This is a genomic window from Bacteroides mediterraneensis (assembly GCF_025993685.1).
GTDB classification, from domain to species: Bacteria; Bacteroidota; Bacteroidia; order Bacteroidales; family Bacteroidaceae; genus Phocaeicola; species Phocaeicola mediterraneensis_A.
In genome coordinates this window covers 2934491-2950510 of record NZ_DAJPEN010000001.1, presented here as the reverse complement: position 1 = coordinate 2950510, position 16020 = coordinate 2934491, and the positions used below count along the sequence as shown (strand labels likewise).

The 16020-nt window shown below is 53.3% G+C and carries 8 protein-coding genes; 2 read left to right on the top strand and 6 right to left on the bottom strand.

The features are described 5' to 3' along the window. Positions 1-17: 17 nt before the first annotated feature. Positions 18-467 carry a S24/S26 family peptidase gene (locus tag OIM59_RS12660; protein WP_303897064.1) on the top strand — a complete coding sequence of 150 codons (450 nt, stop codon included), beginning with the start codon at positions 18-20 and terminating at the stop codon, positions 465-467. After that, complete coding sequence (locus OIM59_RS12655; protein ID WP_303897062.1) at positions 464-2098, top strand: ABC transporter ATP-binding protein; 1635 nt, start codon at positions 464-466, stop codon at positions 2096-2098. Before OIM59_RS12660 ends, OIM59_RS12655 begins: the two co-directional genes overlap by 4 nt. 108 nt (positions 2099-2206) lie before the next feature. Here the strand turns inward: OIM59_RS12655 and OIM59_RS12650 are convergent, their stop codons facing one another. The 6 genes from OIM59_RS12650 to OIM59_RS12625 all read right to left on the bottom strand — a co-directional run bounded on the left by OIM59_RS12650 (position 2207) and on the right by OIM59_RS12625 (position 15962). Beyond that, positions 2207-3829, bottom strand: coding sequence for a RagB/SusD family nutrient uptake outer membrane protein (locus OIM59_RS12650; RefSeq protein ID WP_299169721.1), 1623 nt, complete (start codon positions 3827-3829; stop codon positions 2207-2209). Between the two features lie 17 nt (positions 3830-3846). Continuing rightward, positions 3847-6831 carry a TonB-dependent receptor gene (locus OIM59_RS12645; protein WP_303897060.1) on the bottom strand — a complete coding sequence of 995 codons (2985 nt, stop codon included), beginning with the start codon at positions 6829-6831 and terminating at the stop codon, positions 3847-3849. 148 nt (positions 6832-6979) lie between these two features. Next, the gene (locus OIM59_RS12640; protein ID WP_303897058.1) at positions 6980-9454 is read right to left on the bottom strand and encodes a TIM-barrel domain-containing protein; all 2475 of its coding nucleotides are present in this window, start codon (positions 9452-9454) and stop codon (positions 6980-6982) included. Positions 9455-9588: 134 nt separating this feature from the next. Continuing rightward, complete coding sequence (locus tag OIM59_RS12635; RefSeq protein WP_303897056.1) at positions 9589-12435, bottom strand: two-component regulator propeller domain-containing protein; 2847 nt, start codon at positions 12433-12435, stop codon at positions 9589-9591. Between the two features lie 183 nt (positions 12436-12618). Beyond that, positions 12619-13464 carry an AraC family transcriptional regulator gene (locus OIM59_RS12630; protein WP_303897054.1) on the bottom strand — a complete coding sequence of 282 codons (846 nt, stop codon included), beginning with the start codon at positions 13462-13464 and terminating at the stop codon, positions 12619-12621. 38 nt (positions 13465-13502) lie between these two features. Next, complete coding sequence (locus OIM59_RS12625; RefSeq protein ID WP_303897053.1) at positions 13503-15962, bottom strand: outer membrane beta-barrel family protein; 2460 nt, start codon at positions 15960-15962, stop codon at positions 13503-13505. Positions 15963-16020: the final 58 nt, after the last annotated feature.

Sequence of the window (16020 nt, the reverse complement as noted above, 5' to 3'; positions counted from 1 at the left end):
TTTTGTGTCAGGAAGAGATGCAGACGGAGAAGTTGTGGCTGAATAATGCGCAGTTTTTTGAAGAGATAGGCCGGATGTTGCAGAACGGGCATTCCGTGACGATGCGGGCGAAGGGAAACAGCATGTTCCCGTTCATCTGGGACGAGCGTGACAGTGTGGTGTTGCAGGGAAGGAAGGATATTGCCGTGGGCAGTATCGTACTGGTACGGTTGCAGAACGGAAGCTATGTGTTGCACCGGGTCTACCGGCTGGAAAAGGAGGCGATGGTGCTGATGGGCGACGGAAATCTGTATGCCACGGAGCGTTGCCGCCGGAATGAGGTGGTGGGCGTGGCCGTCAAAATCATACGCGACGGGCGGTTTGTGGACTGTACTTCGCGAAAAGAACTTTTCAGGGCACGGGTGTGGCGGAAGCTGCTTCCGTTGCGCCGGGTGTTGCTGTATCTGTGCAGAAGGTGGAGGATATGAGGATAAGTTATTGTGTGAGATGGTTGTGGAAAACCTCCTGTGGTTTCCGGATTCCCATTGTCGTGTATGCAGGGATGGGGGTGCTGTATGTCGGTATTTCTCTGTTTTTTGTGTATGTCTGCAAGCACCTGATTGACATTGCCACGGGCGTGTCGGCCGATGCGCTAGGCATTTATATCGCGTGGATGATAGGGTGTCTGCTGGCGCAGTTGGCTTTTTCGGCGTTCAGAAGCTGCCTGGTCAGCCGTACGGAAACGGCGTTGCAGAACGAGCTGCACCGGCGGCTGTTTGTGCATCTGATGGAAAGCTGCTGGTCGGGGCGGGAGAAACTGCACTCCGGCGACATGCTGAACCGCTTGGAAGAGGATGTACAGACCGTGACAGGGGCGTTGTGCTCTACGATTCCTTCGGTCTTTATCACGTTTTTCCAGCTGTGCGGGGCCTTGTTCTTTCTTTCCCGTCTGGATATCCGCCTGACGGGGGTGTTGGTCTGCATCATGCCGGTGGCTCTGCTGTTCAGCAAGAGTTATGTGCGGAAGATGCGCCGGTTGTCGCGTGAGATTCGCAGTACAGACAGCCGGATACAGAGTCATTTGCAGGAGAACTTGCAGCATCGGGTTCTGATTCGTACGCTGGAATATACGGCTCAGGCAGTCCGCAAACTGGGAATGGTGCAGGAGGAACTGTGGGGAAAGGTGAAGGAGCGCACGGATTTTTCGGTGTTTTCCCGCTCTATGGTACAGGTAGGTTTCATGACGGGGTATGCCGTGGCCTTCCTGTGGGGGGTGTTCGGCCTGCAGCAAGGGACGGTGACTTTTGGCATGATGGCGGCGTTCTTGCAGCTGGTGGCGCAGATTCAGCGCCCGATGGTGGACCTGAGCCGACAGATTCCGGCTTTTATCCGGATTTTCACTTCGACGGAACGGCTGGTGGAGCTGGAGGAACTGCCGCAGGAACGGCAGGGAACGCCGGTACGCCTGGAAGGAGAGGTCGGTGTCCGCATGGAGCAGGTGTGTTATACCTATCCGGGGGGCAGCCGGCAGGTACTGACGGATTTCTCGCACGATTTCCCGCCGGGAAGCCTGACGGCCATCGTGGGAGAGACCGGAGTGGGAAAGAGCACGCTGCTTCGTCTGGTGTTGGCCTTGCTGGAGCCAGACAAGGGAAGGGTGGTCTTCTATCACGGCAACCGGGAGGTAGTGGCTTCGCCGCAGACACGCTGCAACCTGTCGTATGTGCCGCAGGGCAACACGCTGGTGAGCGGTACCATCCGGGAGAACCTGCGGATGGGAAATCCCGATACGACGGAGGAAGAGATGAGGCAGGCACTTCATCTGGCGGTGGCCGATTTTGTGTTTGCCTTGTCCGACGGACTGGATACGGTGTGTGGGGAGCGGGGCACGGGACTGAGTGAAGGTCAGGCCCAGCGGATTGCCATTGCCCGGGGGCTGCTGCGTCCGGGAAGCATCCTCCTGTTGGATGAGCCGACTTCTTCGCTGGACAGCGAGACGGAGCAGCTGCTGTTGCAGCGTCTGTCGGGCCAGCTGCATGGAAAGACATTGATTCTGATCAGTCACCGCGAAGCCATCGCGCAGTTGTGTACGTCGGTGGTCTGGATGAAGAAACCATAAGATTTGACTATGATTTGACAGCAAAGGAGCTGCGTCGCCCTGGGGGATGCAGCTCCTTTCTTTATTTTACAGCCTGACGGCTATCTTTTTCCCGAATAGATGTATTGCTTATTGCGGATTCTGAACCAGGTTGCTGTTGGTCAGCATAGCTTTGTTCGGAATCGGGAAGAGGTTTCTGTTCGGATTGCTCTTGTCGTGTGAGAACCAGGATTTCGTGGTGAATACTCCGAAACGGATCATGTCCTGACGGCGTCTGCCTTCCTGACAGAATTCCCATCCCAGTTCATCCAGAAAACGACCGTATTTGATGTCTGCCCCGCCTTCGTGGGTTTCCATGTTGGTATCCCGGCGTCCGTAGTCATAGCAGCTTCCACCTTCCAGCTGGGCATCGGTAACGATGGCTTTGCTGGGGTCTTCGAAGGCCCGTTTACGCACTTCTGTCACTAGTGCACCGGCTCCGGGCTGTCCGGAACGCATCAGGGCTTCTGCTTTCATCATCAGCACATCGGCATAACGGAACAGCGGCCAGTCGTTGCTCAGGCGGTTGGTAATGCCTTTGGCATATTCAAATTTACCCCAGCGGTAACCGTGTCCGGAATCGGAACTTTCAATGGAAGGCACCTCGTTAATGTAGATGAGCTGTCCTTTGCCGTCACTGCGCTGCAACGGTTCGCCGGAAGCTGTGAGCTGAGGCCCCTGGATATAATTCTCTTTTAAGCGCAGGTCGTCCGGGTCGAAAGAGTCGATGAACTGAGGGATGGCGCATACGCCTCCCCACGGTCTTTCGGTGAACTGATAGGTATCTTGGTTTTCGGCGGCCAGTGTGTACATGTGGAAGTCGAAATCATTCCATCCCGTCACGTAGATTTCATCGAAAGGAAGGGCGAAGATGATTTCCTTGGAATTTTCGTTCTGGGTGATGAATACGTTTTTCTGTTTTTCTTCCAGCCCGTATTCATTGGTGGAGGTGGCAAAATCGATGACGGCCTGACACTCGTCAATGCAGTCTTGCCAGTGGGCTTCACCTGCCCAGATTTCCGCATTCAGGTACATCTTGGCCAGCAGGGTGTGGGCTGCCCATTTGTTGAAACGTCCGTAGTAATATCCTCTTGGAGTTTCGGAAAGCAGGTCGATGTTGTCTTTGATTTCTTTCACGATGAAATCGAACACTTCTCTGCGGGTAGACTGTTTAGGGAGTGATTCATCCTTGAAGTCGGTTACCAGAGGTACATTTCCATAGAGGTCGATAAGGATGTAATAGTAGGAGGCACGCAGCACTTTCAGTTCGGCTACCAGCGCGGCTTTGGTGTCGCCTTCCACATTGATGGTACCTTCTTCTATCTGCGAAAGGATACGGTTGCACGTGTTCACTCCGTTGTAGGTACGTTCCCATCCTTGCAGTACGCCGTCGTCTTCCGTAGTCCAGGTATGCTGGTGCCAGCGTTTGTAGATGTATCCGTCCACCCATCCTGTACCGTCGCGGGCCGGAATCACGTCCTGGTCGGCACAAAGTTCCTGTGAGCGCACCACACCGTTCCATTGCAGCAGGGTTTCTCTCCAGGGGATATAGGCTGCGTTTACCAGATAGCTGACTTCTTCTTCTGTCTTTGGAGAGTATTTGTTGGACATCACCTGTCCGTAGCTTTCATCCAATAAGCTGGTGCATGCCGTACTGCCAACCAAGGCTGAAGTGAGCAGGCATGCGGAAAATAATCTGATGATATTTTTCATGGTTCTTTGCTTTTAAATTAGAATTTTACGTTTACACCTAACGTGAATGAGCGTATGCTCGGGTAGCGGTCGCGAGTGTCGTATCCAGGAGTCAGTCCGTCGGTAGAAACTTCCGGGTCGATGCCTTTGTATCCTGTGAGGGTCAGGGCATTCAGTACGGAACCGTAGATGCGCAATGACTTGATGTACTTGCCGAGCTGGCCGAAGTTGTAACCCAGCGTGATGTTGTCAATCTTCCAGTAGTCACCGTCTTCCACATAGTAGCTGTTGAATTCCGGTTCCACTTCGGGGCTGAGGGTATGCTTGCCGAATACCAGGTCGTTGACAGATTTCAGACGGTTTTCCATTCGGGCGTTCTTCACGTTCTCGTAGTTCATGCGGGCGCCGTTGATAATCTGGAAGCCGAAGGCACCGCGCATGGTGATAGACAAATCAAAATTCTTGTAGCGGAAGTTGTTGTTCCATCCTGCATAGTATTTGGGAAGTCCGTTACCGATGATGTGCTTGTCTTCCGGTGCATGCGTGAAATCTTTGTAATTGATCAGGTCGCCGTTGCGGTCTTCGTAAATCCAGCGTCCTTCTTCGTCCACGTCTACTACTTTGAATCCGTAGAAGTTACCGATGCTTTCTCCCACCTGTACGCGGTGTGAGTCTGCTACTTGGCCGGAATATTCCACGGTTCCGGTATTGAAGTAGTCATATTCTGATTTGAAGATACTTCCCGACAGGCTCTCCAGTTTGTTGGAGTTGAAAGAGAAGGTACCGGTGGTGCTCCATTCAAAGTCTTTGTTTTGTACCGGAATCACGTTGACCAGGATTTCCACACCTTTGTTTCTCATCTTACCGCCGTTGGCCGTAGTCGTGTTATACAAGTTGGGAGGAGTCGGTACGGCATAGTCATAAATCAGTCCGTCTACCAGTCGGTTGTAGTAATCGATGCTACCGGAGAGGCGTCCTTCCCAGGATACCCAGTCGATACCGACGTTGGTTTCTTTCTTCTCTTCCCAGCGCAAGTCCGGATTCGGGTTGGAGGCCGGTACGATGGTTTGTATCCAACTGCTGTTTACGTAGGCGTAGGAGCCGTATTTCAGCATGGCTACTCCCAGGAACGGATTCTTGGGCTGTGAACCGGTCACACCGTAACCAACTCTCAGTTTCAAGTCATTGAATATGTGCTGGTTTTTCATGAACGGTTCTTCCGTGATTCTCCATCCGAAGGATACAGACGGGAACAATCCCCATGCGTTGTCTGTTCCCCACAGCTGGCTGGCACCTTCGTAGCGCAGAGCAGCCATGAACAGGTAGCGTTCTTTCCATGAATAGGTGGCACGGCCGAAGAAACCAATCAGGTTGGTTGATGTCTTGCTGGAGCCGGCAGAGGCTTTTCCTTCTTTCAAGGCAGAACCGATGCCGATATTGTGCCATCCGCCGAAATAGTCGTCCTGGAAACCGTAGTTGTCGAACCACATTTCTTCATAGTCTGTTTCGTCGTAGCTGTAACCTCCCAGAATGGAGAATTTATGGTCGTTAATGGTCTTGGTGTATTGTGCGGTCAGTTCCATCAGCTTTTCCATTTCGGTGTATGCGCCGACAGACGACCAGCCGTTCTTGTGGTCACGCAGGGCGGAGATATGGTTTTGTGTTTCGCTGTATCCGCGGTTCATGTTTTCGCGTGTGTAAGAGAACAAGGCTTGCAAGGTCAGGTCCTTGATGGGATTGTAGGTGATGTTTCCGTTGTAGCGCAATTCTGTTTTCTTTACGTTTCCGTCTGATTCATAGAGTAAAGCCAGCGGGTTTTCGTATTCAAATTTGTTGACGTTTTCATACCATGTGCCGTCCGGATTGCGCACGGGCTCGGTCGGGTTGCGCCGGGTGGCCTGTGAGTAGACACTGCCACGGAAACTTCCTCCGTTTTGGGTAGATTCCATCTGGCTTTTCTTTCCGAAGATACCAAATTTCAGTTTCACCTTGTCGTCGAACATCCGGTGGGTTACCTCAATTCTTCCTTGGAAGTTGTCGAAGTCCGATTTTTTCATGGTTCCCTGACGGTCTGCGTAGTTGAGGTTGGCTATGTAGCTGGTCTTGGAATTGCCGCCCATCAGTGAAAGGTTGTGTACGTGGGTAATAGGAGTACGGCTGATTTCATCTACCCAGTCGGTGTTGTATCCATAGTCATAGTCTGGATATAGAGCGGCAAACTCGCGTCCGTTGAGCATTTCCAGTCGTTTGGCCATCATTGCAGTACTGACGTAGCCACTGTATTCCACAGAGCAGATGTCGCCTCCTTTTGACTGCTTGGTGGTGATGAGAATGACGCCGTTTGTACCGCGGGTACCGTAGATGGCTGCGGCGGAACCATCTTTCAGCACATCCACGCTTTCCACGTCTTCAGGAGCCACTGTGCTCAGGGTTCCGGGGATTCCGTCAATCAATACCAGAGGGGCTGTATTGGCTCCACCGATGGTGTTGGTTCCGCGAAGGCGGATCTGAGTCTCTCCGGCAGGGTCACCGTTGGGGTTGGTGATGGCCAGTCCGGCTACTTTTCCTTGAATCAGCTGGCCTACGTCTTTCACTGCTCCTTTGACGAAGTTATCTGATTTTACACTGGCGATGGCACTGGTCACATCTCCTTTTCGCTGGGTTCCGTAACCGATGACTACGACTTCGTCCAACATCTCATTGTCTTCTTTCAATATGACTTTGATTGTCGATTTGGCGGGTATTTCCTGGGTCACATATCCGATATAGGAAATGACGAGGGTGGAGCTGGCAGGTACCTTGAGCATGAACTGGCCGTCCATGTCGGTAATCGTACCGAGTGTGGTGTTTCCTTTCACCACTACGCTGGCTCCGATGATGGGCTCTCCCTTGGTGTCGGTCACATTTCCCTTGACGGACAGGTCTTGTCCCCATCCTACGGTTGCCCAACACAGAAAAAGGACTGTGGCAATAACAGTCTGAAGCCATGAATGACATGGCTTTCCTTTACATGCATGTTTCATAAATATAGGTTTTAAAAGGTTATAAAATAGAATTATAAAAGGTGCAATTGGATAATTCTATGAGATGTGTTGTGTATGTAGTATTAGTTGTCTGTAATTGGCAAGAAGGTGGACTCTGGCGAGTGCGCACCTTCTTGTCATAAATTATTTACAGCCTGATTGTCATTTTCTTACCCGAATAAGACACTTTCTTGTCGGGTTTCACCGTGACGGTTTCGGCAGATTGTTTGCCCGGCTGCATCAGGGTGATGTGGAAATTGCGCTTTTTCAGCATGTGCGGGAATTCTCCGCTGCGGTCGTCGATGGTCAGCGTACGGGTGGCATCGTTCCAGTGGAAGCGGATGGTGGAGAACATTCCCTTTTCGTAGTTGTAGTTGTCGAATTCGTCTTCGTAGAGGGTGAACTCGCCGTCGGCACCCGGATAAACGCAGATGTCCAGGTTGTCCCATTTCTTTTCGGTAGAATACTGTACCTTCGGGCCCAGCGGCAGGATGCTTCCGGCCTTGATGTAGAGCGGCAGGATGTCTACCGGACATGCGCGTTGGAGTTCCTGTCCGCCTTCCACGGTCTCGTTGGTCCAGAAATCAATCCATTTCGTGCCTTTCGGCAAGTACACTTTCACCGGAGCGGAAGCCTTGGCCACGTCGGGCACGGTGGTCACGCCCTTGTTGCCTTCCACCTTCTTGGTGTACAGCGGCTCGGTGACCGGACGTACCAGAATCTGCTTGCCGAAGAGGTATTCGTTGTCCAGCAGGATGGCCTTGCGGTCGGTGGCGAAATCCATCACCAGCGGGCGCATCATGCAGCCGTCTTCCTGTACCACGGCTCCGTTCAGACTATATATATAAGGTAAAAGGCGGTAACGGAGTTCGATGATGCGTTTCTGTGCGTCGTAGGCCCAGTCGCCTTCCTTGCCGAAGAGGTCGATTTCGTTCAGCATCGGCGAAGAACAGTGGTTGCGCATCAGCGGCATGAAGCAACCCCACTGGAACCAGCGTACATGCAGTTCCTGATAGGCCACGTTCGTGCAGTCGTTGTTGTATTCCCAGCCGAAGAAGCCTCCTAAGTCTGTATTCCAGAACGGGATGCCGCAAAGCGTGAAGTTCAGTCCGGCGGGAATCTGCTGGCGGAGTACGTCCCAGCTCGATACTACGTCGCCGCTCCAGCTCAGGGCACCGTAGTGCTGCTGGCCCAGGTAGCCCGAGCGGGTCATCTGGAACACTCGTTTGGCATCCGATACAGCACGCTGGTGTTCATAGATACCCCGGTTGTGGGTCAGCGGGAAGGCATTGTGTACGGAACGGAAAGAACCGTCGGCTGTCAGCAGGTCGAAATCACTTTCCTTAGGGTTCAGGTGGTCGGGTTCCGTAGAGTCGGTCCACCAGGCATCGATGCCCATCTGGTGCAAGTGGCTGAGGTAACGCCAGTAGAGGTCGCGTGCGTCCTTGTTGAACGGGTCGTAGGGATGGGCTCCCGACTTGGGCGGCCAGGTTTCGAATTTCAGCAGGGCACCCATCTTGTCGAGTTCCTTGAACTGGTCGGTCCAGGGGCCGAAGCTGGCCCATACGGAAATCATGAGGTGGGCATTGTTCTTGTGTACGTATTCCACCATCTCTTCCGGGCTTTTGAAGCGGGGTTTCGGATAGCGGGCGTTCTTGTCTTCGCCGTTCGGCAGGTAGCGCAGGGCTTCCGCATCGTCCATCTTGTTGATGTAGCGCGGGTTCATGAACTTCATGGCGTTCCAGTTGGAGTCGCATCCCCAGTACTGCCAGTCCTGTACGATACCGTCGAGGGGAATCTCGAGTTTGCGGTACTTGTCGAGCACGCCGCAGAGTTCGTCGGGGCTCTTGTAGCGCTCGCGGCACTGCCAGTAGCCCATGGTCCAGAGCGGGAACATGGTGGCTTTTCCCGTCAGGTCGCGGATGCAGGCAATCACGCCGTCCTGCGTGCCGTCTTCATAGAGGAAGTAATAGTCGGAGCAAAGGCCCACCTGTGAAGAGAACGAGGTCTCGTAGGGCGTGTCGCTGAAGTCGGAGATGCCCGGATTGTCCCAGTACACACCGTAGCCTTTTTCGGAAGTGAAATAGGGGATGCAGATGTTGGTGTTGCCGTTGGACAGGTGAATCTGCTGGTTGCGGTGGTTCATGGCTCCGCTCTGCCGTTGTCCCAGTCCGTAGATGGCTTCATCGGGGGCAAGGCTGAACGCCTGGCTCACGGTATACGCATCGCGGTCTACATCTTTCCGGGGGATGAAGTTGGTGCCTTCTACTTTTTCCTTCAACAAGGTTTTTCCTTTTTCATCGGTGTAGGTCACTTTTCCGGTGGCCACATCCAGTGTGACTTTCATCTTTCCGGCGGTCATGCACACCGTGTTCCCGTTCTGAGTGTAGGCAATCTCCACTTTTTCCGGAGTCTTGATGACGGGATAACTTTTTTTCTCGGGCATTTCAGCCGAAGGATATTTCACGATGCGCACGATGGAAGGGGAGTAAAAAATCACTTCCCCGTTCAAAACAGGTTGTGCGGTCTGGAATTTTCCCCCTTGGGCAGTCTTTTCAAAATGCTGCGCGAAGGAGGAAATGCAAGAAGCCAGTGCGGCTAGGAATAGAATTTCTTTTCTCATTTTGTTCGTTCGTTTTTCGAAGTTTGACCACTAAGGTTGACGCTGCCAAATGTAAAAAGATTCTTTGGCGAGGCGGAGAAAAGAATGTGCCAAAGAGCGGCATGAAATGCTTCAAAGGGCGTTTTGACGCATTTTTACCCCTCTTTTGATTCAGATGTGCCCTCTTGTTCCTGCTTTTTCTGGTATTCACTGGGCGTGAGGCCGTACTCTTCCTTGAAGCAGGCGGTGAAATATTTCCGGTTGTAGTAGCCGAGAGCCAGGGCCACTTCGTTCACGGTGGTATGGTTGTTTTTCAGCATCCGGCAGGCATGCTGCATCTTGACGCGGCGGATGTATTCCAGCGGAGTCAGTCCCGTGATGGCCTTCAGTTTGCGGGTCAGGGTGGAGCGCGACATGTTGACTTTTTCGGCCAGGTGCTGCACGTCGAAGTCGGGTTCGCTCAGGTTGTCTTCCACCGCTTTCAGAATATTTTCCAGCAGCATCTCGTCCAGCCGGGCAAATTCCAGATCGGAAACCCGTACTTCCGGATGGGAGGGCTGCTCCCCGTCCAGGTAGGAACGCATTTTCATCAGTTCCGTGCTGTCGGCATACAGTTCCTCGCTTTTCCGTTTCATCCGGCGGAGGTAAAAATGAATGCCGGCATAGACTCCGCCCAGCGTGAGAAGCAGGTAGAGGGCGATGGCCCATCCGGTTTGGTAGAAGGCGGGAAGACGGGTGATATGCATCCGGGTGATTTTGTCGCTCCAGACTCCGTAGCCGTCGGTGGCCTTCACTTCGAACACGTAGTTGCCTTTGGGAAGATGCTTGTAGCTGGCCACGGGCTGTCCCTCGGCGGTGTAGTTCCATTCCTTGTCGAGTCCGGTCAGGCGGTAGGCATAGCGTATCTTGCCCGCGTTCAGGTAATCGAGTGAAGAAAAATGAATCTCCAGGTTGTATTCGTCCGGCTGGAGGGTCAGGTTGTTGGTCTGCTTTTTGAGTTTTTCCATCACATAAATCCCAGTGATGAAGGTCGGTATGTTCTGGCTGGGCTGGTCGAGCCGGGCAGAAGGCGTCACGGCACAGATGCCCGGAATGCCTCCGAGATAAATCCGTCCGTCGCGCCCCTTACAGAGGGCTGTAGGGATGAAACGGTGGAGCAGCAGGGAATTGTCGGTGGTGAGATAGGTGGAGAACGAGCGGTTTTTCGGATTGTATTCTATCAGTTTTTGGTTCGTGTCAATCCACAGGTGGCCGTACACGTCGTATTCCAGCTGGTTTACGATGTTGCCGGTCAGTCCGCAGAGCTGAGTATGGTCGGTCAGCTTTCCGGTCTGCACGTGCAGGGCATATACCCCTCCTTCCTGGGTGCCCATCCAGACGCAGCTGTCTTCTTGCAGGCTCAGGCAGGTGACGGAGAGGGAGGGCACGATTCTTTGGCAGTTGCCGGTCTTTGTCCGCCGGTAAAGGCCTTTGTCGGTGGTACCTATCCACAGGTTGCCGCGCTTGTCTTCCCGGATGGCACTGACCTGTCCCAGGGTGTCGCAGGAGGTGTACCATTGTGCCTGGAGCAGGTTGAAGACATAGAGTCCGTGGTTGGTGCCGGCCCATAGCCTGCCGCGCTCGTCTTCGTAGGTCTGCGTGAAATATTCGTCGGGTTGGGGAGAAGGCAGTGACAGGCTGCGCACGTGGACAATCTGCATGCCTTCCCGTCTGAATTCGTAGATAAGGTTGTTTCCTTCGGGTATCACCCATACGTTTCCTTCTCTGCCGGCCTCCGACAGCTGTTTGATGGTTCCCAGCGAAAGACCGGCCAGTGACGGAAAATCAGGATAAAGTGACACGCGGTCGTGCCGCAGGTCATACAGTCCCAGTCCGGTGCGTTCCTGTGATATCCACAGCTTGCCTTCGCCGGCATCGCTCAAGGCCATGATGGCCGGCTGGGACTTGACGCGCTGTGACAGGGCCGGAAGCGGAAATTCCTCCGGAGCGTCTTCCGTGAAATGCACGATGAAACTCTTTCCGTCGAAAGAAGCCACCCACAGTGCCCCGTGGCGGTCTTGGTAGATTTCGTTCAACATGGTGCCGTATGGAGCCGGCAGCCGGAAACCGGTCTGCACCAGTTGGCGTTTTTTTTCATCGTAGCGCATGGCTATCAAGGAGCGGCGGGTGGTCATCCAAAGCGTGCCGTCGTGATATGTTTGTGTCAGATAAAGGATATCGCCCTCCTTTTCTCCCATGGGATTGACGGGAATGGGAGAAAAGGTGTAGAGGGAATCCTTGGGTGCCGAGGGGTTGAACAGCAGCACGCCGTTGCCATTGGTCCCCACCCAGAAATAGTTGTGCGTGCGGTCCTGTAGGAGATAGGCCAGGTTCCGTCCGGCAGGAGGGGCGGCATAACATACAAAGGTATCCCGTTTCCGGTCGTAGCGGTAGATGCCTTCCCGTCCCAGGGTGATGAGGATTTCTTTCTGCCGGCTTTCGCAGAATCCGGCCATCCACGAAGGCCTTCCTTCATGGTCGTACAGCTGGTATGTTTTCTGGTGTCTGCCCGATGCGTCATACCGCATCAGCTTGTTGTCGCTGGCCAGCCACATGCATCCGTCCGAGGTTTTCCGGATGCTGTAGACCACACTTCCCTGCAGCCTTTCCGGGTCCAGAGGGACGACCTGCCTGTCGGTTTTGTCCAAGATATAGGCGCCGGCATCCGTCCCGAACCAAATCCGGCCTTTCGTATCTTCCGAAATGGACTGGACCAGGTTGTTGCGCAGCAGCCCCGGCGTATGGATGTCGGAGCGGATGACGTCTACCTGATAGCCGTCGTCGCGGCACAGCCCGTTGACTGTGCCATACCACATCATTCCCTCGCTGTCCTGGAAAATGCGGTGTATGGCGCTGACCGGCAGTTGCGGAAGAGAGGGGATGGGGGTGAGCCGTACGCCGGAACCGGCTTGCAGGATGAGTCCGAGCAGGCAAAAAAGGAGTGAAATGTACGTTCTTTTCATGGCTTTTCAGGGGGGGACGAAAACGCAAGTGCGTTTGGTTTAAAATGCAAGGACGTTTTACTTGAAACGCAAGTACGTTTTGAGCAAAACGCAAGTGCGTTTTCTTTCAAGCGCAAGTGCGTTTTTTTGAGGCTCTCAAAACGTTTCAAATGTCGTCGGAAGTCTTCTTGTCTCTTCTTTTTTCTACCCGTTGTTCCGGTACTCCAGCGGACTCATCCCCACGTATCGCTTGAAGTATTTCCCGAAGAACGACACGTTGGCAAAGTTCAGGGAGTCGGAGATGTTCTGGATGGAAAGCTGTGAAGATTTCAGCTGCGACTTGGCATCCATGATGACCATGGACGAAATGATGTCCACGCAGGTCTTCCCCGTAATCTGTTTCACCGTGGTGCAGAGGTGGGCGTGGGTAATCTGGAGCTTTTCGGCATACCAGGCCACGTTGCGCGTCTGGTTGTAGTGCTGCATGACCAGCTGGGCAAAGTTGCGGCAAATCAGCTCGCTCTTCGACAGGGTGTGCACCTCGTCGGTCTTGTTCCGGTAGAGCATGGAGATGCCTTTGTGTATGTCGGCATACAGGTTGGTGGCGATTTCCGGTCTGATTTTCTCGGGCAGGAACTCATACATCTTGATGAGCAGCTGCATGTATTCCTCCATCATTCTGGCTCCTTCCGGGCGCAGGCGGATGACGGGTCGTCCGAGCGTGAGGTACATGGTGTCGAGGAAGGAGTGCGACTGGATGTTGTGTTCCATGTATTCGGACGAGAACCCGCCGAAGTAGATGTTCAGGTCGCCCTTGATGTCGTTTATCTGAAAGATGCTTCCGGGGGTAAGCGTAATGAAGTCGTTGGCTTCCACCTTGATTTTATTCAGGTTGACCGACGCTTCCACCTCTCCGGATGTGCAGAGTACGAAGATTTCACATTTCAGGCGTACCGGGTAATTGGTGTAGAGTCCCAGCAGTTCTTTGCTGATGCCGGTGCCGATGAGCCATTCTTCCGGCAAATCTATTTTGGGCAGTTCCTTTTCCATAGTGCATAGTTTTTGCAAAGATAGCTAATTTGCAGGAATTACTGCATGGTTCCGCTTCCCTTGTTGTCGCCGCCTGCCTTCAAATCGTCGTTTGTGATGCTTCGCTGTGTCTTTTTCACCTGTGTCTTCAGTTCACCGAACCGCCAGCTGATGCTGATGCCGTATCTGCGGGAAGGATAACTGCTGTTCGACCATGAGCGGAAGGTATCGGTCACGGTTTCGCTGCGGTAGGAATTGTATTTCTGGAAAATGCTGCTGGCAAAGAGCGAGATGTTCAGCCGCTTTTCTTTCAGGAAGGAGCGGCTGAGGTTGATGCCGTAATAGTAGTAGGAAGAGCCTTTTCCTTGCAGCGACACGTACGGGGTGCTGCCGCCGCCATAGAGGCTGAGGCGTAACTCCCAGGGGATGGTCTGCTGCACGTTGGCAAACAGGTTTCCGGAGAATCCGCTGTTGTATGAGTTCAGTTCCTTGCTCCGGTAGTCGGCATAGTCGCCGCCGGCGTTCAGCGAGAGGCGGGTGGTGCTGCCCGGGTTCCAGTTCATCCATAAGGCCAGGCGTGTGCGCTGGCTTTTGCCTACATTGCCGTAAGTGTTTTCCTGCACTCCGTTGTTCATGAAGGAATAGCGTTCGATACCGTTGTTGATGAACGTATAGGTAAGGTTGGCGTTCAGGCTGAACTTGGCGCTGAAGGTGTTGAACGTCATTCCGAGGATATGTGCTTTTTCGGTGTCTAGGTCTGGGTTTCCATAGCTGACGGACGTGGGGTTGCTGGTGTCGCGGAAAGGATTCAGGTACCATATTCCCGGACGGTTGATGCGCATGTTGTAGTTGGCCCGGAGGGTGGCGCTCATCCCCAGCATGTAGGAGAGGTTCAGGGTGGGAACCACGTCGTCGAATCCGGTCTTGAAATTACGTTCGGGCATGTAGTCGTATTCCACGTCCATGAACGTATGCTCATAGCGCACACCGGCTTTCGCCCCGAATCTTTTCCACTTCAGCTGGTAGTCCGCGTAGGCGGCAAGAATGTGCTGCCCCTGCTGGTATTTGCTTGAAAGGTCCTGACTGGCCTCCATCTCGCCCTGGGCGTTTTCCAGAAAGTACTGGCTGTCACTGTAATTCTCACGGTAGATATACTTCATTCCGGCATCCATGTAGTGAACGCCGTTGAACGGATTGACGTAGTCAACCTGTGCGGTATGCTCTGCCGTGTGGGCATCGTTGTCGAAATATTGGTGCGGCAGACTGAAAGGCACGTCTTTCACCTCGTCGTAATAAGTGTCTGCCTCGTTGTTGTTGGGGGAATTGTTGAACTTATAGGACAAGGTGAGGTATTCTCCTTTCTTCTTGAAGGAATGCTGGTAGTCGGCATTCACGCCGATGTTTCCGAACTGGTTGGTCGACTGGTTGCGGGTGAGATAGCTGTAGCGTTCGTTCCACTCGTTGTCGCTCATGGACGTATGCGAATCGCCTTGCGTGTCGAACTTCCCTCCGAAGATGTTGGCCGAGAAGGTAATCAGGTTCAGCGTGTCTATCTCATAGCTTCCTTCAATGTTTCCGAACTGGAAGTTTCCCTTGTTCTTGGAAGAGCCTCCGGTGGACAGGTGGCGGTAGTCGGTAGAAGTGAAATCCTCGCGTCCGCTTTCCGAGAGGCTGCGCGGCTGGTTCTGGTAGTTGTAGGAATAGTTTCCGGTGAGGGTGAATTTTCCCACCTGCACCGTGCCATACGCATATCCCGAAATGCCCATGTTGTTGGCATTGGCTCCGAGGGTCACGTTGTAGCCTTGCATCTTGGCATCGGTGGTGATGATGTTCAGAATGCCTCCGATACCTTCCGCATCGTATTTGGCACCCGGTTCCGTAATCACTTCAATGGATTTGACGGAATTGGCCGGCAGGCTTCGCAGCACTTCCTTCGGGTTGTTGCTCATCAGCGTGTTGGGTTTCCCGTTGACATGCACCTTGAAATTGCTGGAACCGTTGACCTGGATGTTGTCTTCCCCGTCGACTGTGACAAGGGGTACCTTGCGCAGCATTTCGAGGGTGGTGTTGGTCTTGGAGTCGGGGTCATCTTCTATGCTGTAGGAAATTTTGTCGATTTCCGCTTTTACGAGCGGTTTTTGTGCCACCACTTCCACGCCTTTCAGCATCTGGGCATCGTCGCAGGTGTAGAGCGTGCCCAAATCGGCCACCCGCTTGCTTTCCGTGATGGTGAAACGGCGGATGACGGTACGTTTGCCTACGGATGTGATTTGCAGTGTGTAGTTGCCGGTGTGAGGCAGTTTTTCCTGAAACTTCCCTTGGGTATCCGTCACGTTCAGCCGGACCGGTTTGTCGGGCGATTTGTCAAGCGTGATACGCAGCGTGGCGTAGGGCTCGCTTTCGTGTGTGAGTGAATCCACGAGGGTACCTTTCACGGCATATTGTGCCTGCAGGTTGAATACATTTAGAATCAAGATTGTAAAGATGCCTGCCCAATGTGTGAGAATTTTGTGTTTCATAAAAAATAAGGTGTTTGTTATCTTTTTTGGTTTCCGATGTGTCAAAGATAGCAGAAAT